This is a genomic window from Chloroflexus sp. (genome assembly GCF_034434295.1).
Lineage (GTDB): Bacteria > Chloroflexota > Chloroflexia > Chloroflexales > Chloroflexaceae > Chloroflexus.
Genome location: NZ_DAOTZQ010000007.1, coordinates 25,315 through 50,652, shown reverse-complemented (window position 1 = coordinate 50,652; position 25,338 = coordinate 25,315). Strand labels below are relative to the sequence as shown.

Here is a 25,338-nt window from a genome sequence, read left to right as displayed (position 1 = left end):
GGGGGGACAATGGTCGATATTATCGGCGGAGGCATTCTCGGCCTTAGCCTGGCTTACGAACTGCTTAAACGCCATATCCCGGTACGAGTGTGGGAGCGATCAGCCTCACTCGGTGGCCTGATGGGGCGCACACGCTTCCCTGAACTCGATGGCATGGAGTGTGATCGATACTATCACGCTATCCTCAGCAGCGATCAAACACTCATGAGTCTGTTCGACGAACTGGGGCTGCGTCACCGCCTGCGCTACACCACCACAAAAATGGGCTTCTACCACGATGGCCGCATCTACCCTATGTCAACCCCACTCGAATTTCTCCGCTTTCCGCCATTGCGCCTGATTGATCGCCTCCGCCTCGCCTACACCATTCTCGCCTGTCGTCGGATCAAAGACTGGCGGAGCCTCGAACAGATACCGGTGGCCGAATGGCTCACTCGCCTCAGCGGTGAACGCACTGTACGCCACGTCTGGGCGCCACTCCTGCGCGCCAAATTCGACGGCGATTTCAGTCACGTCCCCGCCACCTACATCTGGTCACGCCTGGTACGCACTACCGACACCCGTACCAAAGGCGGTAGCCGAGAGGTTATGTGCTACCTGCCTAACGGCTACCAGGAGCTAATCGATGCCCTGGCCGCGACAATCCGGCAACGTGGTGGTCAGATTGAGTTAAATGCCACCATCGAAACATTGCAGGTTACTGACGGACGGGTGAGTGGTCTGGTGGTCAACGGTCACGAACTCCCGGCGGACAATGTGGTGATTACAGCCCAAACCCCGATTGCGCGGCGGCTGTTGCCACCCGCAGCAGCGGCAGTGGCGGCCCGCTGGGGACAGCTCGATGGGTTCCTGGGTATTGTGTGTATGCTGGTGGTGATGCGTCGGCGACTGACTCCTTACTACACGCTGAACATTACTGATGAACGCATTCCGTTTACCGGCGTAATCGAAACCACGAACCTGATCGATCCGCAGTATGTTGGTGGATACCATCTGGTCTATTTGCCCAAATACGTCTCGGCTGAAAGCCCCTTTGCCCGGATGCCCGATGACGAATTACGCCAGGTCTTTCTCAGCTACTTGCGGCAAATGTTTCCCGACTTGCAGAAAGAGGACATTGCCGCCATCCGCATTGGACGTGAACGGTACGTCGAGCCAATCCATCCCGTTGGTGCAACCGACCTGATTCCACCTGTCACCACCGACATTGACGGTCTCTTCCTGGCCAACACCGGTCAGATTTATCCACAGCTTACAAATGGCGAGTCAGTCTGTGCCTTTGCCCGCTCAGTGGCAACTCTGATTCAGCCGCTTGTTACCCGTCCATCGCCAGCAGCGTTATCACTCATCTGAGGTTCCTATGAGCATATCCAGCGTTGAATTGACGACGACAGCCTATGGCCGGCCTAGCCAGAGGACAATCGATTATCCGAAAATAGCGCTCATCGGTGCACTGATCCTCGGTGATGCGCTTGTTGTCACAACCAGCTTCGTGATCGCGTACATCGTGCGCTTCTTTACCAATCTGCCGGTCTTTGTCGAAGGGGCGATGCAGCCAGAGTTTTACAGCATCTTGATCGCGATGCTGGTGCCGTGCTGGATTGGCATCTTCGCTATGCACGGTCTCTACCAGCGCACGGCACTGTTCAATGGCACCCACGAGTACAATCAAGTCTTCAACGCCACCAGCAAGGGGATGCTCTTCGTCGTTAGCCTAACCTTTCTGATCCCCGATATTGTCATTGCCCGGGGCTGGCTGGTAATGAGCTGGATTCTTACCGTGACGCTGACAATTGCGTGGCGCTTCGGCTTTCGCCGGGTTGTCTACAGCTTACGTGCGAAAGGGCATTTAACCGAACGCATCCTGATTATCGGTGCTACCGATGAGGGAAGCGCAATTGCCGAACAGTTATCCGCCGAGCACCGGGCCGGCGCCAATATCGTTGGTTTTATCGATGACCGTCTACCGGTTGGCAGTGAGGTCGGCACAGGCCGCGTGCTGGGAACTACCGGCGACTTCATCCGGTTAGTAAATGATCTTAACATCGAGACGATTATTATTGCTGATACTAATCTCATCCGCGAACGACTGATCGTGCTCGATGGGGCAATGGATTTGTTGAATCGTCTCGAAGTCCGCCTGGCACCGGGTCTATTCGATCTGTTGACCATCGGCGTTCAGGTACACGAGCAGGGTGCAGTTCCCTTGCTGAGCCTCAACAAAACCCGTATTACCGGCATCCACGCTATCGGCAAATTGCTGATTGACCGCGTTGGCGCCTTGATTGGCCTTATCCTGCTTGCACCACTCTTCCTGGTCGTTGCAATCGCGATTCGGCTCGATAGTCCGGGCAAAATCTTTCACCGCCGTCGCGTCATGGGTGTCGGCTATCGCCAGTTCGATGCATTTAAGTTTCGCACAATGTACGAAGATGGTGACCAGCGCCTGACCCCTGCTCAACGTGAAGAACTGGCACAGAAGGGTAAGCTCAAGGACGATCCCCGCATTACCCGCGTCGGTAAATTTCTGCGCCGCACCAGCATCGACGAGTTACCTCAATTGATTAATGTGCTGCTTGGCCAGATGAGTCTGGTTGGGCCACGCATGATCACCGCTGCCGAGATGCACCATTTTGGGCGCTGGCAACACAACCTGCTGATGGTACGCCCTGGTCTCACCGGCTTGTGGCAGATCAGCGGTCGTAGCAATCTGGGTTACGCTGATCGGGTACGCCTTGATATGCATTACATCCGCAATTACTCGATCTGGCTTGACCTGCTGATCATCTATCGTACGATTCCGGCCCTGTTGAAGGGCGAAGGCGCATACTGAGATTACCTCGTTCATCAGAGAGGGGGGCACCATGAAACAACACACACTGCGCGCTGCTGTTATCGGTATCGGAAGCATGGGACGCAACCACGCCCGCGTCTACGCCACCATGCCAGATGTTGAGCTAGTTGCCGTCTGCGACACCAACTATGCAGCCGCCAGCAACCTGGCAAACATCTATCGCTGCCGGATCTACACTGATTATCAGGCCTTGCTCGCCAACGAGGAGCTTGATCTGGTTTCGGTCGTTGTACCGACCAAGCACCACTTTGCTGTTGCCAGTGCTGCGATTGCCCATGGTGTACACGTTCTGGTCGAGAAACCGATTGCCGCCACAGTTGAGCAGGGCTGGTTGTTGATCGAAGCTGCCCGTCGCCACGGTGTCATTCTTACGGTCGGACACATCGAACGCTTCAACCCGGCCATCATTGCGCTGAAAGAACAGCTCGACAACCACGAATTGGGCAACCTGTTTCAGATTACATCACGGCGTGTGGGGCCATTTCCTGGCCGTATCGCCGATGTTGGTGTTGTCATCGACCTGGCTACCCACGAGATTGATATTCTCAATTATCTGATTGGTTCACCGATTGTGCGTATGCACGTCGAACTCCATCGTCACATCCACCAGAGCCATGAAGATATGCTCTCGGCGTTACTTCGGTTTGAAAACGGCATGATCGGTATCCTCGACATCAACTGGCTGACGCCAACCAAGATTCGCGAGCTGAGTATCATCGGTGAGCGTGGGATGTTCGTCGCGAACTATCTGACCCAAGACCTGACCTTTTACGAAAACGACTCGTGTCAGGGCAAAGCCTGGCCGGAACTGGCGCTCCTTGGAGTGAGCGAGGGGCGTAGCATCAGGATGAAAATACCACGACGAGAACCACTCTACGAAGAACTGCGCAGCTTCTGCGAAGCCGTGCGCTACGAGACTGCACCACCGGTCAGCGGCGAAGCAGGTGTTGTCGCCCTTGAAATTGCCAATCAAATCGTCGATGCCGGGTTGCGCGAACAACCCGCAGCCCGCCTGATCGAACGAGCACTGGCAGTTGGCGGCTAGTAGTGGTGATACCAGCTCTTGCTCACAGATGCACCTCATTTGGGGTTTATCCCCGTACTAAAGTATCACCGGCAAGCTGCTGGTTGTGGTCATTGCAGGCGAGGTGAATATGGTTTCCAGATCGGGTTTCAGTCTGGCGTGCGGAAGCCTCGCTTCCGCACCAGCAGTGATCACCCAGGTGCGGGGCGTACCGTTGCCGGTAATAGCCGTAATATCCAATCCGGTTTACTAAAAGTTCGTGATTGCATCATCACGCTAGCGACAACCTGAGCGCGGAGGCGGAGACGGAGAACAGCGTTTGCGCTGTATTATGCAATCCCAGCGCACGACAGCAGGAGCCATCCGGCACCAATAGTTCCCGCCCCCAGCGGGGGCGGGTGAGAATGGGGGTGTGTCGCAGCATACTGCTGGCCGCGGCACCACCATTGCACGCGCCTCATCAATTTCCCTTAACAGCGCCTACACTCACGAACGCTTCACCCGATAACCGGCAGCCTCCCGATCCCATGCGTTTCCCACACCCTCGGCTTTGAGCTTATACTTCTCGACCCGCTCGGTTGCCGTCTTCGGCAAGCTCTGGCGAAACTCAACGTAGCGTGGTACGGCAAAGTAAGCAAGCCGCTCTTCACACCAGCGTATCAGATCAATCGGATCGAGGGTCGCACCAGGACGCAACACCACAACCACCTTCACCTCTTCCTCACCGAGTTCGCTAGGCACACCGACCGCTGCACTCTCTAATACGGCAGGATGGGCATTGACCGCCCGCTCTACTTCCCACGACGAGATATTCTCACCACGTCGCCGTATCGATTGCTTAAGCCGATCGATGAAAATCGCATAGCCGGCTTCATCAAGCTGCCCCAGATCGCCGGTGTGAAACCACCCACCACGCATCGCCGTCGCCGTCTGTTCTGGCTGGCGATAATAACCCATCATCATCAGATGGTCACGCTGCGGACGAATCACTATCTCGCCGGGCACACCCGCCGGCAGTGGCTGATCGTTGGCGTCAACAATCACCAGCTCGAACCCCGGCATCGCTTTGCCAAAGGTACCAACTCGCACTGCATCGCGTGGATTAGCCACACAAAAACCGGTGGTTTCGGTCAGACCATACCCTTCGATAATCGTTACCCCAAACCGCTCTTCAAAAGCGCGCCACAAATCAGGCGGCGTTGCTGCACAGGCCGCGATACGCACGCGATGCGCCCGATCATCGGCGGAAGGCACCTGCTTCATTAGAATCGGGATCATCGCCGCCAGCAAATTGCAGATAGTGGCCCCAAGATCGGCGAGCTGGCGCCAGTAGCGCGAGGCACTAAACTGCTCGATTAAGGCAATCGTCGTGCCGCGATAGATGGCCGGTAACACTGTATGCGCCTGTGCATTGATGTGGAAGAGGGGCAGGCTGGTGCCAAACACATCGTCGACTGTTGCACCAATCATCACATCGGCGAAGAGGGCCGCCGAGTGAAGATAGGCGTGGTGACTGAGCATCACACCCTTGGGTGGGCCGGTCGTGCCAGAGGTGTAGAGAATACTGTGCAGGTCGGTTGCACTCCCCGGTGAAGGAGCGACCGGTCGCGCCCCGCTGAGGGCGGTGTGCCAGTGGACGGCATCTGACGGCACCGTATCAATTCCTCGCACTACCAGATGCCGTAACGCTGGTAACTGGGCACGCAACGCCGCAATCCGCTCGTACAGATGCGCTTCAATGATCAAAACAGTTGCCCCGGCATGATCGAGAATGTAATGCAGTACGTCACCTTTCAGATGCAGATTGATCGGTACCGTGACCGCACCAAGGCAAGCACACCCGAACCATGCCCAGAGGTAATCGGGCGTATTTCCGATCATCAAACCGACGCGATCCCCTGGACGCACACCAAGCTCGTAGAGCATGCCGGCTGCCTGGTGCGCCAGAGTCACCGCCTCCGCATACCGCCATTGCTGATCGGCAAACCTGAGCAGCACGCGATCAGGGTACTGCTCTGCTTGCGTGTCAAGAAGATGCCAGATCGTGTTCATAGGCTTTGTCGCTGTAATGAATCATGCTATTCACCGGCGAACAGCTTCCAGAGTACTGTACACCCGGTTCAACGCCGGTCGTGCTCTCCCATCATGGCCAGCAACTGCTCATCGCGGCAACTGCTCTGGATGCTGAGGAGACCCAACCAGCCTACTCCTGCCACCACCAGCACGAGTGGTATCCAGCTACTTCCCAACGCAGGCCAGAATGTGCTCAACGTCGTGATGGCATCACCACCTTGCCCTTGGTACCACAGCACACCTAACCCCATCAACCCGAATGCACTTACTTGCAAGGGGTGCAGACGTGGCCCACGTATCCCACACGACAGGGCAGGGCGTTCCCGCCAATACTGGATCAGCCCACCGCCAATGATACTGAGCGCAACACCTATACCGCTGCCCCCAGCCCCAAGTACCAGCTCCAACCCACCTGCCAGCAGGAGTGCACCGGCGATCCAGATCAACCAGCGTAACCATCGACCATTCATAACGAACCTGTCTTAATCTAACTTCACCGGCCCCAATTCCGCTTCCAACACCTCAACCGCAGTGCGCAAAATCTTAATCCGGGCATACTTTTTGTCCTCGGCCTCGACAATCGTCCACGGCGCATAGGGCGTACTGGTGCGGAGCAGCATCTCATCGGCTGCTTCGAGATACGCCGGCCACTTTTCGCGATTGCGCCAGTCTTCATCGGTCAATTTCCAGGCTTTATACGGCACATGCTGTCGTTCTTCAAAACGGCGCAATTGCTCTTCAGGGCTGATATGCAGCCAGAACTTGGCAATAATCGCGCCAAAATCAACCAACTGGCGTTCAAACTGATTGATCTCGGCATAGGCGCGACGCCATTCGTCAGGACGAGCAAATCCTTCCACCCGTTCAACTAACACCCGACCGTACCACGAGCGATCAAAGATTGCAAACTGACCACGCGGCGGCAACCGTCGCCAGAAGCGATACAGGTAGTGGCGCGCTTTATCATCGCCAGCCGGCGCAGCAATCGCATGCACGGTATAGGCACGCGGATCAAGCTCCGCCGTCAGGCGATGAATAGCACCTCCCTTACCTGCTGCGTCCCAGCCTTCAAACACAAACACGACCGGTCGCTTCTGATGGTACACCTGCAAGCCGAGCAGATACATCCTGGCCTGCAACCGTTTCAACTCCCGGTGGTAGGTATCATCATCGATACGCAAACTCAAATCAACGCGCTGTAACGGGCTGGCTGCCCGTAACAGTGGCGCAACCGGCGTCACAACTACCGGTGTTGTGATTGGTTCAGCCTGTTGCAGGGTAGTAGTGGTAGCAGTAACCGCATCTACCGGCGCTGCACGTGGCGCAGAGACCACCGGCGTGCGCAAATCGAGATAGTAGCGTCGCAACGCCAGACCACTATCATCAAGACTAGCCTCACGGTCACTGGCCGTAATTCCCAATCGACTCTCCAGCGCCCCGACAATAATTTGCAAGACGGTGAGCCGGGCGTACCGTTTATCGGCAGCCGGAATAATGTGCCAGGGCGCGAATGCGGTATCGGTGCGCGAGAGCATCTCTTCGACGGCCAGATAGACCTGTTTGTAATGACGATGCTGCCGGCGATCTTCCTCAGTCACTCGCCAGGCATTGAGCGGATCGGCAAGCAACTTTGCAAAGCGTCGTGCCTGCTGCTTTTTTGTGATATGTAACCAGAACTTGAGAATGAGCGCACCATCATCGGCCAGTTGTCGCTCGAAAATGACCGCATCTTCACAATGTGTGCGCCATTCATCACGACTGCCACCGGTAGTGTAGGCCGCCAGCAATTCACGGTACCACGAGCGATCAAAGAAGCTCATCTGACCGTAGCTGGGTATCTTGAGCCAGAAACGGTACAACCAGGGATACTGTTGCTCATACGTGCGCGGTGGGGTAATCGAATGCACCCGAAATCCACGCGGATCAAGGCGCCGGGTGAGGGTTGCAATTGTCCGCGCTTTGGCGGTGCCTGCCCAGCCTTCAAACACAAAGATGGTTGGAATGCGCACCTCCAGCAGCATCTGTTCGAGATCAAAGAGCCGTGCCTGCAATCCCGGAGCCAGTTGCGTATACTCTTCCTTGCTGAGCTTTACATCGGTAATACAGCGTTCAAGCATTGTTCGTTCCTTACCGAGAGCCAACAAACAATGGCCGTTGCCGGTAACATAAAGGGTTGACAACATATGGTTATGTAACGCTATTGTACCACTGTCTGTCAGCCATGTTCCCAACCTCAAATCATTCGCTGATGCAACGAGTTGTCTATACGGTATGAGCCTGTATGCAGAAAGTCAGACGTTTGACTACCCGCCATAGCAAGAACTTAATTTCATACAAGCCGCGATGTCATGCACCTGGACGGTCGCGCAGGCGCATGAACGCTCGCCAATCACCAACGACAGCATATTTTGCTTTTAAGCTACTGGGATAGTAGCGAGGATGGCCGGCGACCATCTTCGGTCTCATTACACGTTGAATTGGTTGCCTTGCTCGCTCGTTATGCATGTGTCGTAGGGTTTGGAGTACGGCAGCGGCTGCCGCAGCAGCCGTGCTTGCGATCCGGCGCGTGACACGCCGTTGACACAAGGATGAAGTCGGTCAGTAATGAATGATCTAACTGCTCGTAGCTGTTTTTTGAAATAGTTCAAGAACCTGGAACCGGATACCTAATTCTTTGTTCGTCGTTAATCGCAGTGATGTCGTAACAACGTATCAGGTGACACGCGACATATACGTTTCGTTAACAATTGGCAATAGTTTGGAAAGGGTCACAGCGTATAATGTATAGCAAGTGCGGCGACGGCAGAAGCGTTCGTCAATCCAACTGCGCAACACCTCATGGCAATCCACTCAGAAGGGGTGAACGTATGGCCCATCCATCACCAACCCATCGTCTGACCCAAACCTACATCGTAAGTTTTGTGGTGATAGGAATGCTGATCGTTGGCGGCTACTGGTTGCTGACAGCCAATACGTCGCGTCTATCCCAAAATGACACCGTACTGGAAGCAACGCATCAGCAGCAAATCCGTATTCAGCAGGCAGCCCTCTTTGCCAATGAGCTGGCTCTGTTTGCCAATGCCGCACAAGCCGCTTCATTACGCGCTGAATTACGCACACTGAGCGCCGAAATCCAGCAAACACATCAACGGATGCTGGTCGCTATTCCCACACTCTCAATCGCCCAAATGACGACTGACCTCGACCGCTTTCTTTTGCACGTGAACAGGTTAGTCGAAGCTCCTGCCGATCAACTCAATCGCGACAATCCCGATCTGCATGCAATCCAGAGCATTGTTTCCGTCTTACAGAGTCATCTCCGCACGTCAGGTAACCTGCTGCTATCCCAGAGCCAGGAGCTACGCAATCAGATTGCGCTTTCGCAGGCCGGTATCTTGGCAACGATTTTTCTGCTGGTGATTGCCAGTGGTTTGTTGGTGCTGCGCCCATATACGCGCCGCGCTCGTCGCGAAGCCGAACAACTGCGCATGCTCTCACTGGTTGCCCGCCATACCGATAACGCAGTGATTATTACCGACCGCGAAGGTCGGATTGAGTGGGTGAATGAAGGTTTTACCCGCATTTCCGGCTATACCCTGGACGAAGTGCGCGGGCGGAAGCCCGACGAGTTTTTGCAAGGACCAGAGACCGATCCGGCAACCATAGCCCAGATCAGGCAGGCACTCAACAATGGTGAATCGGTAAAGGCCGAAATCATCAATTACACAAAACAAGGACAACCATACTGGCTGGCACTCGATATTTCACCGGTGTACGACGATCAGCACAATCTGATCCGCTTCATCGCCATTGAGTCAGACATCACCCAGCAAAAAGAGATGGAGCGCATGCTACGGGCAGCGCTCAAAGAGAGCCGGGATGTGATGAACGCCCTCGACGAATCAACTATTCTCTCGATTGCCGATCCCGAAGGGCGTATCTTGGAAGTGAATGAACGTTTCTGCGCGATCACTGGCTATCGCGCTGATGAATTGATCGGTAAAGACCATCGCATGTTCAAATCTGGTGTTCATCCACCAGAATTTTTCGCCGACCTGTGGCAAACCATTAAAGCCGGGCGCATCTGGCGGAACGAGATTTGCAACCGGGCTAAAGATGGTCGGCTTTTCTGGGTGGATACAACCATCGTACCGTTCATCGGTGATGATGGCAAACCCGAACGTTACCTTACAGTCCGCTTCGACATCACCGCTCGCAAGCAGAGTGAAGAGCAGTTGCGGGCCAGCGAGACTCGTTATCGCTCGGTGATTACAGCAATGAGTGAGGGGATCGTGGTGATGAATCGTGCAGGCGAGATTGAAACCTGCAACGCCAGCGCCGAACGTATTCTTGGTCTGAGTCACGATCAGTTGATCGGACGCACCAGTTTCGACCCGCGCTGGCAGACGATCCACGAAGACGGCAGCCCATTTCCAGGCGAAGAGCATCCGGTTATGGTCTCGCTAACCACTGGCCGGGCACTTAATGACGTGATCATGGGCATTCGTAAACCCTCTGGCGATCTGACCTGGCTCTCGATTAACTCCCAACCGCTCTGCGACGAACAGGGAAACGTCTACGCCGCTGTTGCCAGTTTCCACGATATTACTGCTCGCCGACTGGCCGAACAGGAATTGCGCTTCCAGAAGACCCTACTTGAGTGTCAGACTGAAGCCTCTCCCGATGGCGTGCTGGTTGTCTCGCCCGAACGTCGCTGCCTCTACTCGAATCAGCGGTTCCGTGAAATGTGGAATCTGTCAGATATGGAAGTTGATCACGTGATGTGTACGTGCATGGAAGCGTTGCTGGCCCAGGTCTGCGATCCCGAACGAGTACGGAACGAGATTGAAGAGTTGTATGCCAACCCCAGTCTGAGCGGAAAGGCCGAGATCGAGCTGAAAGATGGTCGCACGTTCGAGCGCTATAGCGCCCCGGTTATCAGTGCCGAAGGTGAATACTACGGACGGGTCTGGTTCTTCCGTGATGTGACCGAACGACGTGCCATCGAACGAATGAAAAACGAGTTCGTGGCCGTTGTGTCGCATGAACTGCGCACACCGCTCACCTCCATTCGTGGCTCGCTCGGCTTGCTGGCCGGTGGAGTCGTCGGCGAGTTACCACCACGGGCAGCCTCGATGATCGACATTGCGCTCAAAAATAGTGAACGATTGATCCGTCTCATTAACGATATTCTCGACATCGAGAAGATCGAGTCGGGTAAGATGGTCTTCAAGTTCCAGCCGGTCGCCCTCGACGAACTGGTACGCCAGACCATTGAGGCAAACCGTGGCTTTGGGCAACAGTACGATGTGACTATCGAACTCACCGCAACTTTACCAGGTGTACAGGTGTACGTCGATCCTGATCGTATGACACAGGTGGTTACCAACCTGATCTCGAATGCAATCAAGTTCTCGCCACCAGGAGGTAAAGTCGAAGTCGCTATCGGACGCGAACCACGCGGACGGATACGCATCACCGTTACCGACCATGGGCCGGGTATCCCGGTTGAATTCCGTGATCGCATCTTCCAAAAATTTGCCCAGGCCGACTCGTCCAATACTCGCCGACAGGGTGGTACCGGTTTGGGCTTAAGCATTAGTCGAGCTATTGTCGAACGGCATGGCGGTCAGATCGGCTTTGTCACTGCCAGCGGCGTAGGCACAACCTTCTATGTCGATCTGGCCGAGTATCGCTCCAATACAAATACTACTGTATCATTACCACCACAATTCGATAGACCACGGATTCTGATCTGCGAAGATGATCACGACATTGCCGTCTTGCTCTCGTTGATGCTGCAACAGGCAGGCTATGCAACCGACGTTGCCTATTCATTGGCCGAAGCACGTGACTTGCTGGCGCAGCGTGAGTATCGAGCTATCACCTTCGATCTGCTATGGCCTCACGAAGATGGCATCGCCTTTTTGCGCGAATTACGCACACAACCTCACACCCGTACCTTGCCGGTTGTGGTTGTATCGGCCCGTGCCGGCGAAGAGCAACTGGCAAGCGGTCATGACCTGGATGTGGTAGACTGGTTACCAAAGCCTATTGATCAGCAACGCCTGCTCGCTGCTCTACAGCGAGCATCCCGCCGCACCGGTACCGGTCGACCGCTCATTCTTCACGTAGAAGACGACAGTGATGTCGTAGCGGTAGTAAGTTTACTGCTGGCTGAGATCGCCGATGTGAAAGCGGCAACAACCATCAGTGAAGCCCAGGCGTTACTGCAAGCACAAGCCTTTGATCTGGTCATTCTCGATCAACACCTGCCCGATGGTAATGGCGTTGATCTCTTACCGCTGATCGAGCGTCTGCAACCACCGGTACCGGTTATTTTCTTCTCGGTGCATGATCTGGAGCCGGAGATTGTCAGCCGAGTGGCGGTAACGATGGTTAAATCGCGCACCACCAACACCGAATTGCTAACAACGGTCAGTTGCTTGCTCGATCAGCCGATCTCGTTACCGGTTACCCCAAAAGAAGCTCGATAAGAAAGGAGCCAGTGTTGTGACATTACTGCAAAAAATCCTCTTCATCGAAGATGATCCCGACATTCAAATGGTAGCCCAACTGGCGCTTGAGGCAGTTGGTGGCTATACAGTGCAAATCTGTAGTTCAGGCGCAGAAGCACTCGCTACCGCCGAACAGTTTGCTCCCGATCTGATTTTGCTCGATGTGATGATGCCGGGAATGGATGGCCCAACCACGCTGAAAGAGCTACGGAAACGCCCTGCGCTGGCTAACACACCGGTTATCTTCATGACTGCCCGCGTCCAGCGCCATGAAGTCGAGCAGTATCTGGCATTAGGGGCAATTGATGTTATCTCCAAACCCTTTGATCCAATGACCTTATCGGCACAGGTTGCAGCAATTTGGGCAAAAGCTCATGAGACCCAATCCCGCTGAACAGTTTGAAGCATTGCGCAAACGGTATGCCACGCAAATTGGCGAACGTGTGACGGCGATCCACGCAGCCTGGAACCAGCTTGTGCAGAGCGACTGGGATAAGACGGCTGGTGTGGAGCTGCTCCAGCTTGCGCACAAACTGGCCGGTTCGGCTGCAATGTTCGGTTTCGCTAACCTCGGTGCGGTGGCCCGTGAGATCGATCTCAAGCTGAAAGAGTGGCTTGAGCACGACCAACCCCTGGACACCCTTGCTCGTCAACATCTGGCCCAACAGATTGCATTGCTACAACAGGTATTAGGCGAATATCACGGCTCCACAACGGTACCGGAAACGGATCAGCCCACGCCATCAACAGCGCCATCAGAGCCACCACCAATAACCGTAACGGACACCGAACCTGTACCGCCTATCCCTCAATCGCAACCACCGGCAACGCCACGCGAACCAAACGGTCGTCCGCAAACCATCGTTTTAGTCGAAGATGATCGCGAGTTCGCTGCGAAACTGGTCGAGCAGTTACGCCTCTTCAACTACGATGTCCATTTGGTAAACGATCTGGAAGGACTGCCTACCCTGATCCGTGCCATCAATCCGGCAGCAATCATTATGGACATCGTCTTCCCAGAGGGTGATCTGGCCGGCACCGAGACCATCACCAACCTGCAACACGAACGCACCGAACCAATACCAGTCATCTATATCTCGCAACGCGATGACTTTACTGCCCGTCTGGCAGCAGTACGTAGTGGAGGTCATGCTTATTTCGCCAAGCCGGTAGATGCCGGGCAGTTGATCAATGCCCTCGACCGGCTGACCGGTGTCGAAGAAAACACCCCCCTGCGCGTATTGATCGTGGATGACGATCATGAGTTTGGTCAAAACTGTGTTCATAGCCTGGAAATAGCCGGTATCCATGCACGGGCGATTACTGATCCCCGCGAGACACTGAACCAGTTGCAGGTATTTCAACCCGATCTCATCGTCCTCGATATGTATATGCCGATTTGCAGCGGAAAAGAACTGGCCAGCATCATTCGCCAGCAAGATCGCTACGTCGGCATGCCCATCGTCTTTCTCTCGGCTGAGACCAATCGGTTAAAGCAGCAATCGGTGCTCTCATTGGGGGCCGACGACTTCCTTGCTAAACCAATCTCGCCTGCCGATCTGGTAGCAGCAATCTCGGCGCGAGCGATGCGCGCACGCTACCTTCAGCGCTTTCTCATCCGCGATAGCCTGACCGGACTGCTGAATCATCAGGCGGTAGAAGAGGAGTTGAGTCGCGAATTCGCCCGTGCCGAGCGCCTGCAACAACCGTTGAGTATCGCCATTATTGATATCGATCACTTCAAGCGCGTTAACGACTCGTATGGGCACCTGATCGGCGATCAGGTCTTACGCAGCTTTGCCCGCCTCCTGCAACAGCGTCTGCGCAAAAGCGACCTTATCGGGCGTCACGGTGGCGAAGAGTTTCTGGTTGCCCTTCCGAATACCTCACTGGTAGAAGCCCGTACCTTGATTGATACGATTCGCACCAGTTTTGCTGCACTCCGTCACTATGGGCCTGCCGGCGAATTCACAGTTACCTTCAGCGCCGGGATTGCTGGCTATCCACATCACCGTAGCCAGCTTGGTGTGGTACAGGCTGCCGATGCAGCCCTCTACCAGGCCAAACATGCCGGTCGTAACCGCATCGTTGTTGACACAACCGCCGATGATGCGCCGCCGCTTCTGCTACCAGCCGCCAAAGACGAAGCAACCACCCGCAACGAGCAACCCCTCTGGCGGGCGTTGATCATCAGTGCTAATGGTATTCAACGCCGCCTGCTGCGCCAGGCGCTTGCGGCCCAGGGTTTGATGTACGACATGATCGCTGATGTTGAACGTGCCTTGCAGTATGAAGCGCCAATCCCACCCAACCTCATCCTGGTCGATATGACGCAGATTGAAGGGGCGCGTACTGCGAATATCATTCTGTTGCGCGAACACTTCGCAAAGGGACGTATTGTTACCATCGCTCCGGCAACCGCCGAACCACGTGCCGCGGCTACGGTTGCTTTCGGTGTCGATGATTATCTACTCATTCCACTGGCTGCCGGTGCGTTATCAGCCTTGCTTGATCGCCTGAGTGCATCAGAGAGGAGCACATAGATGAAATCCCAAACACTGCTGATCGTTGATGATGACGATACCGTTGCCGAGATGCTCGAGCTGGTGCTGCGTGGTGCTGGTTACGAAGTGCGGCGTGCCGCCAGTGGTGAAGAGGCATTACAGCAGATTTACAAGAATCTACCCGATGCCCTGATCTGTGATGTGTTGTTACCCGGCATCGATGGCTATACCCTGTGTAAACGTGTGCGGCAGCATCCGCTGACCAAAACTCTCCCGATTCTGATGCTTACCGCACAAGGCGATATTAGTGCCAAGATTGCCGGCTTTGAAGCCGGTGCCAACGACTACCTGGCCAAACCATTTGAACCGCAAGAGCTGGTCTACCGGGTCAAGAACATCCTGGCACGCACGACAATCGAGACCCCGGCTGCACCAGCACAACGCGGAAAGGTGATTACCGTCTTCGGGGCAAAGGGCGGTGTCGGTAAAACAACAATTGCCGTATCGGTGGCGCTGGCCCTGCGCCTGCGTTCGCGCCGGCGGGTCGTGATTGTCGATGCCGATCTTACCTTTGGTGATGTTGCCGTCCATCTCAATATCGCACCCACACGCAGCATCATCGACATTGTCCGCAGCGGCGACGAGATCGAGCAGGAGATGGTAAAACAGGTTCTGCTTTCCCATCCATCAGGACTGCAAGCCTTACTCGCTCCGCCACGGCCTGAAGAGGCAGAGCTGGTAAGCGCTGAACATCTGACTCGCATTCTTGATTTACTGGCTGTGAATGCCGATTACGTGGTGGTTGATTGCCAGACCAGCTACGATGATCGCACATTATCCGTATTTGATCGTACCGATCACGTCTTGCTGGTCATTACGCCGGAAATTGGCCCATTGAAGAATACCAGTTTATTCCTGGGGCTGGCTAACCAGTTAGGCATCGATCCACGGGCGATCAGTATTGTTCTGAACCGATCTAACTCCAGCGTTGGCATTGGTGTGAATGAAATCGAGCGCGTACTACGCCGTAAGGTCAACTTTCACGTGATGAGTGGCGGTCAGCCGGTCGTCACAGCAGTTAATCGTGGCACACCACTGATTCTTGAACAACCAAAACACCCCTTCGTTCAACAGATTCTCTATCTGGCCGATCAGATGATGAAACAGCTCGACGCCAATCAAAACGTGCAGACAGATACAGTAACCCGGTGATACGTCACCGCAGCCAATAGCAGACTCTCACCCCACCTCATCAACATCAGAACCGGTAGGAGCAGGTGTAAAGCTGGTCCCTACCGGTTTTGGCATCAACAAGTGACAGACACAAGACTGACACCTATCGGTGTTCGTCTATTCACTCCTACGGCGTCGCCGTGCGTTGTGGTTCGGGCGTTGGCGACGCCTCGATCACAACTTCAGGCGTCGGTATCTCAGTCGGCACCTCCGGTGGTGCCTCGGTGGGCACCTCCGGAGGTGTCTCGGTGGGCGTCGGCGGTACCTCAGTGGGTGTCTCTGGCGGTATTTCAGTGGGCGCTGGCGGAGCCTCAGTCGGCACCTCCAGCGGTGTCTCGGTGGGCACTGGCGGAGCCTCAGTCGGCACCTCGGACGGTATCTCCGGCGGCACCTCTGGCAGCGGTGTTTCCGTCGGCGTTGGCGGCGGTGGTGGTGGTGGAACAAAGATTGGCACCGTCGGCGTATTGGTCACCGGTATTAGCTCATAAGGAGTTGCCGTTGGCGATGGAGTCAGGGTTGGTGAAGCGGTCAGCGTTGGCGATGGCGTGGCAGTGCTATCACCGCTAGCAGCAACTGTCGGTGAGGTTAGCAGCGCTGTCGGTGTTACAGATGCCGGCACAACCACCGACGGTGATGCTGCGGGAGTAAAGAGTGTGTTAATGAAGGCAATACCACCCAGGGCATATCCAATCAGTGCTATCGCCAGTACTGAAAGCAAAACGGTATAGATCAGCCTATCACGCGGGGTCAGGTCAGCGAGCCATGCCCGCAGACCAGGTGATGGCGGTGAACTGACCATGATAGAGGCCCCCCCTGCCGGTACAACTTCCGGGGATGACGTTGTAGGTAACGGCATCCCCATGTATAATGGGCAACGTACATGATCGGTCGATAGACAATAGCGAACCTGATAATCTGGCTCAACGCGAGGGATCTCTTGTGCCTGACCGGAAGCATAACAGCGATGCTCTGGCGTCGGTGACGCAAAGCGGATCGCCTGATTTTGTTTCAAACCGAGGTATGGGCAGTGTCCTGAAGGTTCAAGCATAGCGGCGACGCTCCTCAAAACCGGGTCGCTGCCAATTATACGATCTGGCCGCGAGCATCGTCAAAATATTGTGTAATATGCGAATCGTTATTCTTTCTGATGTACACTCGAATATTGTCGCCCTTGAGACTGTCCTGGCCGATGCCGGCTCCTTTGATGCACTGTGGTGCCTGGGTGATACGATAGGGTATGGCCCAGCCCCTAATGAATGCGTCGAGCTGATCCGGCACCACGCTGCGATAACACTCACCGGCAACCACGATCTGGCCTGTCTGGGCAAGATTAGTCTTAACGATTTTAATCCCGATGCCCGGCGCGCAAACCTCTGGAATGGTTCCCAACTGACCGCGGCCAATCGCGAATGGCTGCTTCCGCTGCCGCCGGCCCGTAGCGCCGATACCCACTACTACCTGGCTCACGGCAGCCCACGCGAACCGATTTGGGAATACCTGTTGATGCCATCGCAAGCCATCGCGAATCTCGAATGGTTTAGCGAGCCGGTCTGCTTCATCGGTCATTCCCACGTCCAGTTTGCCTTCCGCTGTCTACGTAACGATAGCCATTGTGAACGGATTATGCCAGAAGCAGATAGTCAACTGGCGCTCACCGCTGATGCACGCTACTTCATCAATCCCGGTAGTGTCGGGCAACCGCGTGACCACGATCCACGAGCAGCCTACGTCATTCTCGATACTGACCGACAAACCGTTACCTTCAAACGTGTTGCCTACGATATTAAACAAGTTCAACAACAGATGCGCGATTATGGGTTACCACCCGCCCTTATTTATCGCCTGAGTGTAGGAATGTGATATGACACTCGAAGATCAATATCGTCGGCGATTTGCCGGTTCAGCGATGCTCGCCGAGAGGGCACGTGTCCGCTTCCCCGGTGGTGCAACCCACGATGGTCGCTACGCCGATCCTTTCCCTCTCTTCATGGAACGAGCCAGTGGGCCGTATAAGTGGGATGTTGATGACAATCGGATGATCGATTACTGGTGTGGTCACGGAGCCTTGCTGCTTGGTCACGGCCATCCCACCATTGTTAACGCCATTCAGCAGCAAGCCCCCATCGCCACCCATCTCGGCGCCAACCATCGCCTTGAACTGGAATGGGCCGATCTGATTGCCAACCTCATTCCGGCGGCTGAACGCATTCGCTTTACCGCATCGGGAAGTGAAGCCACAACCCTCGCTCTGCGCATTGCCCGCGCCGCTACCGGCAAGACGACGATCATCCGCTTCGCGGGCCATTTTCACGGCTGGCACGACGCACTCGCCCCCGGTGCCGATCCCGATGATCCCCACCGCGGAGTATTGCCGGCAACCCTCTCTAGTTTGCTGATCTTGCCGACCGATCTTGATCAGGTGGCTGCAACGCTGGCGACACATACCGACATTGCCGCGGTCATTCTCGAACCTACAGGTGCTTCCTACGGTTCGATCCCGCTTCCCGATACATTTCTGACCGGCTTACGTGAGCTTACTCAGCAATACAGTGTGTTGCTCATCGCCGACGAAGTCGTTACCGGCTTTCGGGTTGCGCCCGGTGGTGCCTGCGCACGTGCCGGAGTACACCCTGATCTGGTCTGTCTGGCCAAAATTGTTGCCGGTGGATTGCCTGGTGGGGCGCTGGTCGGACGGGCTGACCTCCTCGACCTGCTGGCCCATGACGAGGATGGCCCCCGTGGACGCATCCGCCAACAGGGAACGTTTAACGCCAATCCTCTCTCTGCGGCTGCCGGCATTGCTATGCTACGGGCCGTCGCTACCGGCGAACCTGGTGCTATCGCCGCCGCACGTGGCACAATGCTCATCCAAATGCTCAACGAGCTGTTTGCGTCGCATCGTTTGCGTGGCTGGACAGCCTTCGGTGATGGATCGATCTTTCACCTGTTTGTCGATCCGGCAACCGACCTGCTCCCCGGTGAGATTCCGCGCAATCTGCCACTTGCCACGCTTAAACGCGGGGGAGACCCCAAAATCCTGCGCCGGCTGCGGATGGCGTTACACCTGCATGGTGTTGACTTGATGCGAGGGCGCAGTGGCTTTGTGTCGGCTGTTCATAGTGAAGAGGACATTCGGGCTACGGTGGCTGCGGTTGCCGCAGCTATCGAGCTGGTGATGGCCGAATCCGCTTGAAATCCAAAAAATGGCAGGTGATACACCTCTCTGCAACGTCACCTACTGCAATATGTAAGGAGTTTGTACCTGCAATGCAAGTCCAATCGATCACGCTACCTCGTTCAGGGCTATTCATCGGCTTCAGTGTCTTGCTGGCCTTCTCCTTGCTTATTACCGTCCCGGCAAATCCTGACTGGTGGCAAATTATTGTGTTGGGAATTGTTCAGGGCATTACTGAATGGCTGCCGATCTCATCAACTGCCCATCTGCTGCTGATCAGCGAATTGCTCAACTACCAGGGCAGCATCGGTGGTACATTTGAAATCGCTATCCAGTTCGGTACGGTCTGCTCGGTCTTGATCTTCTACTGGCGCGATCTGCTCACGCAGGCTACCGCTGTGATCGGGCGCGGTGATACGCTGACCGTTACCACAGCTCGTAAACTCTGGCTGGGGATCATCATTGCGTTTGTGCCGGCAGCCGCGGTTGGGTTGTTAGCCCGTGACTTCATCAAAGCTGTGTTATTCGAGTCACCACTACTGATGGCAACGACCCTGATCATTGGTGGCTTTATCTTCCTCTGGATAGAATGGGACGGTGCGCGGCAACCCCGAACGACTGCCACCGTCGATTTTAGCAACGTCTCTTACCGCCGCGCCCTCATTGTTGGTATCGCCCAAACCTTCGCCCTGATTCCGGGAGTATCTCGCTCTGGAGCCTCAATTGTCGGTGGTCTGCTGGCCGGTTTTGATCGACCAACTGCCACAGCTTTTTCGTTTTACCTGGCAATTCCAACGCTCGGCCTGGCAACGCTGGTAGATTTGATCGGCAGCCTCGATCAGATTCAAAGTGGCGATTGGGGCCGGCTGCTACTCGGCGCGACGGTGGCGATGATCGTGGGCTATGGCTGCATTGGCTGGCTCTTACGTTACATTGCAACGCACAACTTCACCCTCTTCGGCTATTATCGCATCATTGCCGGTGTGCTGATTATCGGCGCAGTAGCGCTGGGCATCCTGTAGACGACTGCAATGAGGAATAGACCGATGGACGAGGATCAGGCGACGTTCAACCTCAGCGAGCAACCACTGACCCCGACCACACCAATCCGTGAGGCCGGGGCGATCTGGCTGGCACGGCTGGCCAGTGCCGGCCTCGATGACGACGATGACAACGAACTCGATGAGCGTACTCGTGAACGTCAACGCCACCATGCCCGGCCAACGATTGCCAGTTACGAAACTGCGCTGCGCATCTTTGTGCGCTGGGCCGAGCGAAATGGACGTAAGTGTCTGGGCGATTTGCAGGTAGCCGATCTGGTCGCCTACGCTCGTGCTCTGCGCAAACGCAGTTACGACCTCTCACAGCGGGCTGCGGCTCAGGCTGACAGCCGGCGCGAACGACTCTCTGAGCGAACTGTTCACGCCTACGTGCGCCCGCTGTTCGGCTTTCTGGCCCTCGCCGACTCGCAGGGTGCCATCTCGTTTCGGGTTGCCGCCGCTCGCCCCGAAGTCAGTCGGGTACTGCCCCGGCTACCCGATCCGGTCGCACCAACCCCACCTGATCTACGCCGGCTGGTACGCTTCTACGACAAACCGCAGGGCGAAGAGCGTGAACGCCAGATGCTCACCCGCCTACGCAACGCGGCTCTCTTGCACCTGCTCTTTTCGAGTGGTGCCCGTATCTCGGAAGCACTTGGTCTCGATGTTGGGGATGTCGCCCGCGACCGGCGCATCTTGCCGCGGGTGATCGTCCGCGGCAAAGGCCGCCGCGAGGGAACCCTCTTCATCCGGCGCCACGCCGAACAGGCGCTGCACCGCTACCTGGCCGCCCGTAACTGGCCGGCGGCCCGCGAACCACTCTTTATTGCTTTTGATCCCCGCACGGGTGGCGGACGCCTGTCGCGTATCAGCGGCTGGCGAATCGTCACCGGGGCAGCCAACGCTCTCGCCGACCACCTGGTCTGGGAAGGGAAGGCTGACGAAGCTGAATTATTACGTCAAGTTACACCACACACCTTCCGCCACTTTGTCGGGTATCACCTGCTGAACGAAGGCGTTTCGCTGGCCGAAGTCTCACAAATCCTGCGTCACCGCAGCGTCGAAGTAACCCGGAGCTTCTACGCCAGCTACGCCGACGTGCAATTGCAAGAGGTACACGATCAGTTCAGCGCCGATCCGTGGCCCGATGAGGAGTAGATTCCATCTCACCACTCACCAATCAGCTAGATGAACGTGACGAGAATGAACACGCACGTTGACCCCTGACCAGCCGGGCGTCCGCTGCAACACGCGACCGGTGTAGAGGTATGGTGGGGTGTAGCTTACGTACTCCAAACCCTGCACCACGCTCCACGATGCGCGTGGCGTACAGGCGCTGGCATCTCCTGGGAGCGCGAGCGTCCGGCTCGCTCACCACGTGTAACGGTACGCCGTACTCACTTCTTGCGGTGCATCGCACCCCTGCACCAGCGTGCGACAGCGAGAGTCCGTCCGGTAGCGGTGGTTCCCGCCCCCGCTGGGGGCGGGTGAGGGTGGGGGCGTGTCGCATACTCCTTTAGCATCCCCGTGACCAGGATGGTCAACGGCGTGCCACGCGCCGGATCGTGAGCACGGCTGCTGCGGCAGCATGGCTGCCGCACTCCAAACGTCGCGACACGCGCCCAACGAGCGGGTAAGGCAATCCATCCAGCACGTTATGGCACGACCGTCACCCCTCCCCGCCGTCAGGCAGCCCCGCCGACCTTCCACGCATTGAGACAAGGTTTCAACCCTCCGATCCGTGCTAACCCGCCCCCTTGTCATTCGCCGCCCCGCACCCACTCCCCGCCAGCAGGCAGCCCCGCAGGGCTTTAATGAATTGAGGCAGGGTTTTAACCCGCCGCTCCACGCTAACTCGCCCCCTTCCAATTCGCCGCCCGATACCCCCTCTCCGCCGGCAGGCTAGCCCCGGAGGCGCTTCCACGCATTGAGGCAGGGTTTCAACCCTCCGGCTCACCAACCCACCGCCATCTTTATCCTGCATGACCTATTACGCAAGCATTTTGTTGTATAATACCAATTGTCCGTTTCCCCGTATCATCATCCTGGAATCCAGCAAAGTGGCTGTGTCCAGGCAGAGGAGTTACTATGGCCGAGATCATTCCCCTCACGCCAGCAGGTGCCGATTCGGCGACAGAACCATTTCGTGGTGGCGCCTGCAAACTCCATCCCCAAACGATGTGCCCAGCCTTCGGAGCCTTACGGGTACTAACCAGGATCGAGGGCGCACAACCGGCAATGGTCACCGATACCGGCTGTTTGTACGGTCTGACGTTCGTCACTCATTTTTACGCCGCCCGCAAAAGCATCGTCGCTCCGGCCCTCGGTACGGCTGAATTGTCGAGCGGCAAGGTTCAGGAAGCAGCCAATGCCGCAATTACCGAGGCTGCTTCAGCGGCTAATACCACGTTTATCCCGGTTATTTCACTCTGTGTCGCCGAAACAGCCGGTCTGGCCGAAGAGTTGTTACCAAAAGAGATTGATGGCAAGCCGGTTATTCTGGTACGGGTGCCCGCGTATGCCATCCATTCCCATCCTGAAGCCAAAGATGTTGCCCTGGCAGCGGTGATGCGGCGATTTATCGACACCAGCGGCGACCACGAGCCGGGAACACTGGCTCTGATCGGTGAGGTCTTTCCTGCCGATCCGCTGTTGATTGACGGAGTTGTACGCCGGATGGGTGGGCGAGTCGTCACTACGCTACCCGGTCGGCATGTTGATGAGATTCGGCAGGCAGGACGGGCAGCCGCAGTTGCGGCCCTTCACCCCTTCTACCGCGAGACGATTGGTGTATTGCGCGAGCGCGGTGTGGTGGTGATCAGCGGTGCTCCTATCGGCGCCGACGGCAGTGCAGCCTGGCTTCGTGCGATTGGCGCAGCCCTTGAACTCGATGAAGATACGGTCGAACGGGTTGCTGCCGAGGAAGAAGCTACTGCCCGCGGTTTTCTGGCCAGCAAGCCCTTGCAGGGCGCGACCATCCTGGTTTCGGGCTATGAAGGGAATGAGATACTCTACGCCCGCCTGCTGATCGAAGGCGGTGCCCATGTGCCGTATGTGAGCACGAGTATCGGGCCGAGTGCACTCACCGCTGCTGACGAAGCCTGGCTGAAAGCACATGGCACGCAAGCTGTCATCTATCGCAAAACCCTGGAAGATGATAAGGCGGCAATGGAGCGCTGGTCGTTCGATCTCATCATCGGCACCACGACCCTGGCTGCCTACGCCAAAGAGAAGGGTATTCCCGCCGTCTACTACACCAATATCCTCAGCGTGCGCCCCCTCTTCCTGGCCGGGGGCATGATCGCTTCGCTCACCTTTGTTCGTGATCTGCTCAACCGCAAACCCATCTACGACCGCATGCTTGCCTTCTTCGAGGGTGATGATCGCCGGGAGGGACATCGATGAGTATCACGCTGATCCGCGATATTTCTGACACAAGTAGCTACTGGGGAGCGTCGTGGGTGTTTGGCTGCTTCCCCGATGTGCATATCGTCTGCGATGCCCCAATCGGTTGTTACAACCTGCTCGGCATGGCGGTCACCGATTATACCGACGCCTTGCCACATATGGCCAACCTGACCCCAACCTCGATCCGCGAGGAGGATGTCATTAACGGTACCGCCAAAGCGCTGATTCGCACCATCGACGATCTGCGCACGATGGGTATGCTGGACGGCAAACGCTTACTGATCATCTCCACTGCTGAGAGCGAGATGATCAGCGCCGATCACGCCCAACTGGTCGCCCGGATTGACCCCGACGCCCGCTTCTTCTGGAGCCAATCTCTGGAACAGGACGAATGGATAGGGCGTGAACGTGCTCTGCGCTTTGCCTGGGAGCAGTACGGCAAGCCCTTTGTCAACGCAGATGTCCAGCCTCGTCCGCGCACAGTCAACATTATCGGACCGTCCCTTGGCTGCTTCAACGCGCCCAGCGACCTCTACGAATTGCAGCGGTTGATTACCGGGATTGGCGCCGAGATCAATCTCGTTTACCCCTACGAAGGCAGCATTGCCACAACGCCCAAACTGGCTGAAGCGGCAGTGAATGTGGTGATGTACCGCGAATTCGGGCAGGGGTTGGCTGAAGATTTGGGACGACCGTACCTCTTTGCGCCGTTTGGCGTGTTTGGGACGACGGCCTTTTTGCGCGAATTGGGGCAGCTCCTGGGCATCGATCCGGCTCAAGTCGACGCCTTCATTGAGCGCGAGAAGCGTACCACCCTACAGCCGGTGTGGGATTTGTGGCGTGGGCCACAGAGCGACTGGTTTGCAACCGTGGATTGTGCTATTGTCGCCGCCCGCAGCTATGCCGATGGCCTGCGCAGCTTTCTCGGCGACGAGTTGGGGATGAAGATTGCCTGGGTATCGGGCCGCCCGCGCCGGGAAGATGAACCCGACAATATCGAGATTCGTAAACGGCTGCACGCCAAAGCGCCGGCATTCGTCTTCGGCAGTATCAACGAGAAAATCTATCTGGCCGAAGCTAACGCTCGCGGCACCCATTTCATTCCCGCAACTTTCCCCGGCCCGGTTGTCCGCCGCACCACCGGCACCCCGTTTATGGGTTATGCCGGTGCAGCCAATATTATGCAAGAACTGGTGAATCGGTTCTACGAAACGGTGATCAACTTCCTACCGGTAGAGACCATCAACCCCGGCCCTGCCGGCCCACCCAAACCGACCTCTGCGGAAACGATGCCCTGGACAAAAGAGGCAACCGAGCGGCTAAACGCAGCTCTTGAGGCCGTCCCCTACCTTGCCCGCATCAGTGCCAGCCGCAGCTTGCGTGCCGCCGCCGAGCAGCTCGCGAAGGCCCGTGGCCTGAACGAGGTTGGCATCGAGATTGTCGAAGCAGCAATTGCTCAGAGCGGCGCGGCGTGATATGCTGAACAGAGAACGTCGTCTCTTGACGGCG

General features: G+C 56.4%; 17 protein-coding genes. 13 read left to right on the top strand and 4 right to left on the bottom strand.

The genetic code is table 11. The features are described from left to right. The 3 genes from VAE57_RS02020 to VAE57_RS02010 form a co-directional block, all read left to right on the top strand. A partial coding sequence (locus VAE57_RS02020) for an NAD(P)/FAD-dependent oxidoreductase (protein WP_322820248.1) occupies window positions 1-1,353 on the top strand: 1,353 nt, incomplete at its 5' end. Between the two features lie 7 nt (window positions 1,354-1,360). Beyond that, window positions 1,361-2,833, top strand: a complete 1,473-nt coding sequence (locus tag VAE57_RS02015) for a sugar transferase (RefSeq protein ID WP_322820247.1) — start codon at window positions 1,361-1,363, stop codon at window positions 2,831-2,833. A 31-nt stretch (window positions 2,834-2,864) separates the two neighbouring features. Continuing rightward, window positions 2,865-3,899, top strand: coding sequence for a Gfo/Idh/MocA family oxidoreductase (locus VAE57_RS02010; protein ID WP_322820246.1), 1,035 nt, complete (start codon window positions 2,865-2,867; stop codon window positions 3,897-3,899). 465 nt (window positions 3,900-4,364) lie between these two features. On the opposite strand, the gene VAE57_RS02005 is transcribed toward VAE57_RS02010, so the two are convergent. The 3 genes from VAE57_RS02005 to VAE57_RS01995 form a co-directional block, all read right to left on the bottom strand. Beyond that, window positions 4,365-5,930: an ATP-dependent acyl-CoA ligase gene (locus tag VAE57_RS02005; RefSeq protein WP_322820245.1), complete on the bottom strand. Its 1,566-nt coding sequence runs from the start codon at window positions 5,928-5,930 to the stop codon at window positions 4,365-4,367. Window positions 5,931-5,998: 68 nt separating this feature from the next. Next, window positions 5,999-6,421, bottom strand: a complete 423-nt coding sequence (locus VAE57_RS02000) for a hypothetical protein (protein WP_322820244.1) — start codon at window positions 6,419-6,421, stop codon at window positions 5,999-6,001. 12 nt (window positions 6,422-6,433) lie between these two features. Next, window positions 6,434-8,068: a hypothetical protein gene (locus VAE57_RS01995; RefSeq protein ID WP_322820243.1), complete on the bottom strand. Its 1,635-nt coding sequence runs from the start codon at window positions 8,066-8,068 to the stop codon at window positions 6,434-6,436. Between the two features lie 750 nt (window positions 8,069-8,818). Here VAE57_RS01995 and VAE57_RS01990 point away from each other — a divergent pair. Genes VAE57_RS01990 through VAE57_RS01975 form a run of 4 tightly spaced genes read left to right on the top strand, consistent with a single transcriptional unit; the run spans window position 8,819 to window position 16,185 of the window. Further along, entirely contained in the window at window positions 8,819-12,448 is a 3,630-nt protein-coding gene (locus VAE57_RS01990; RefSeq protein ID WP_322820242.1) for a PAS domain S-box protein, read from the top strand. A 16-nt stretch (window positions 12,449-12,464) separates the two neighbouring features. Continuing rightward, a complete protein-coding gene (locus tag VAE57_RS01985; RefSeq protein WP_322820241.1) occupies window positions 12,465-12,863 on the top strand; it encodes a response regulator in 399 nt (132 codons plus the stop codon). Next, complete coding sequence (locus VAE57_RS01980; RefSeq protein WP_322820240.1) at window positions 12,844-15,012, top strand: diguanylate cyclase; 2,169 nt, start codon at window positions 12,844-12,846, stop codon at window positions 15,010-15,012. Before VAE57_RS01985 ends, VAE57_RS01980 begins: the two co-directional genes overlap by 20 nt. Next, a complete protein-coding gene (locus VAE57_RS01975) occupies window positions 15,013-16,185 on the top strand; it encodes a response regulator (protein ID WP_322820239.1) in 1,173 nt (390 codons plus the stop codon). Between the two features lie 148 nt (window positions 16,186-16,333). On the opposite strand, the gene VAE57_RS01970 is transcribed toward VAE57_RS01975, so the two are convergent. Continuing rightward, the gene (locus VAE57_RS01970) at window positions 16,334-17,254 is read right to left on the bottom strand and encodes a hypothetical protein (protein ID WP_322820238.1); all 921 of its coding nucleotides are present in this window, start codon (window positions 17,252-17,254) and stop codon (window positions 16,334-16,336) included. A gap of 77 nt (window positions 17,255-17,331) precedes the next feature. On the opposite strand from VAE57_RS01970, the gene VAE57_RS01965 reads away from it, so the two are divergent. The 6 genes from VAE57_RS01965 (at window position 17,332) to bchZ (ending at window position 25,304) form a co-directional block, all read left to right on the top strand. Beyond that, entirely contained in the window at window positions 17,332-18,066 is a 735-nt protein-coding gene (locus VAE57_RS01965; protein WP_322820237.1) for a metallophosphoesterase family protein, read from the top strand. Window position 18,067: 1 nt separating this feature from the next. Further along, complete coding sequence (locus tag VAE57_RS01960) at window positions 18,068-19,399, top strand: aspartate aminotransferase family protein (RefSeq protein WP_322820236.1); 1,332 nt, start codon at window positions 18,068-18,070, stop codon at window positions 19,397-19,399. A 74-nt stretch (window positions 19,400-19,473) separates the two neighbouring features. Beyond that, window positions 19,474-20,403, top strand: a complete 930-nt coding sequence (locus VAE57_RS01955; protein ID WP_322820235.1) for an undecaprenyl-diphosphate phosphatase — start codon at window positions 19,474-19,476, stop codon at window positions 20,401-20,403. A gap of 24 nt (window positions 20,404-20,427) precedes the next feature. Then, entirely contained in the window at window positions 20,428-21,579 is a 1,152-nt protein-coding gene (locus VAE57_RS01950) for a tyrosine-type recombinase/integrase (protein WP_322820234.1), read from the top strand. A 930-nt stretch (window positions 21,580-22,509) separates the two neighbouring features. Then, window positions 22,510-23,826, top strand: coding sequence for a chlorophyllide a reductase subunit Y (gene bchY / locus VAE57_RS01945; RefSeq protein WP_322820233.1), 1,317 nt, complete (start codon window positions 22,510-22,512; stop codon window positions 23,824-23,826). Beyond that, the gene (gene bchZ, locus VAE57_RS01940) at window positions 23,823-25,304 is read left to right on the top strand and encodes a chlorophyllide a reductase subunit Z (RefSeq protein WP_322820232.1); all 1,482 of its coding nucleotides are present in this window, start codon (window positions 23,823-23,825) and stop codon (window positions 25,302-25,304) included. Before bchY ends, bchZ begins: the two co-directional genes overlap by 4 nt. The last annotated feature ends 34 nt before the right edge of the window (window positions 25,305-25,338 follow it).

Excerpts from the sequence above, each read along its gene's own strand:
- VAE57_RS01975 (WP_322820239.1), top strand. The coding sequence starts at position 15,013 with ATGAAATCCCAAACACTGCTGATCGTTGATGATGACGATACCGTTGCC.
- VAE57_RS01950 (WP_322820234.1), top strand. The coding sequence starts at position 20,428 with ATGGACGAGGATCAGGCGACGTTCAACCTCAGCGAGCAACCACTGACC.
- VAE57_RS01995 (WP_322820243.1), bottom strand. The coding sequence starts at position 8,068 with ATGCTTGAACGCTGTATTACCGATGTAAAGCTCAGCAAGGAAGAGTAT.
- VAE57_RS01965 (WP_322820237.1), top strand. The coding sequence starts at position 17,332 with ATGCGAATCGTTATTCTTTCTGATGTACACTCGAATATTGTCGCCCTT.
- VAE57_RS02000 (WP_322820244.1), bottom strand. The coding sequence starts at position 6,421 with ATGAATGGTCGATGGTTACGCTGGTTGATCTGGATCGCCGGTGCACTC.
- VAE57_RS01980 (WP_322820240.1), top strand. The coding sequence starts at position 12,844 with ATGAGACCCAATCCCGCTGAACAGTTTGAAGCATTGCGCAAACGGTAT.
- VAE57_RS01955 (WP_322820235.1), top strand. The coding sequence starts at position 19,474 with ATGCAAGTCCAATCGATCACGCTACCTCGTTCAGGGCTATTCATCGGC.
- VAE57_RS02015 (WP_322820247.1), top strand. The coding sequence starts at position 1,361 with ATGAGCATATCCAGCGTTGAATTGACGACGACAGCCTATGGCCGGCCT.
- VAE57_RS02010 (WP_322820246.1), top strand. The coding sequence starts at position 2,865 with ATGAAACAACACACACTGCGCGCTGCTGTTATCGGTATCGGAAGCATG.
- VAE57_RS01990 (WP_322820242.1), top strand. The coding sequence starts at position 8,819 with ATGGCCCATCCATCACCAACCCATCGTCTGACCCAAACCTACATCGTA.
- VAE57_RS01960 (WP_322820236.1), top strand. The coding sequence starts at position 18,068 with ATGACACTCGAAGATCAATATCGTCGGCGATTTGCCGGTTCAGCGATG.
- VAE57_RS02005 (WP_322820245.1), bottom strand. The coding sequence starts at position 5,930 with ATGAACACGATCTGGCATCTTCTTGACACGCAAGCAGAGCAGTACCCT.
- VAE57_RS01970 (WP_322820238.1), bottom strand. The coding sequence starts at position 17,254 with ATGCTTGAACCTTCAGGACACTGCCCATACCTCGGTTTGAAACAAAAT.
- bchZ (WP_322820232.1), top strand. The coding sequence starts at position 23,823 with ATGAGTATCACGCTGATCCGCGATATTTCTGACACAAGTAGCTACTGG.
- bchY (WP_322820233.1), top strand. The coding sequence starts at position 22,510 with ATGGCCGAGATCATTCCCCTCACGCCAGCAGGTGCCGATTCGGCGACA.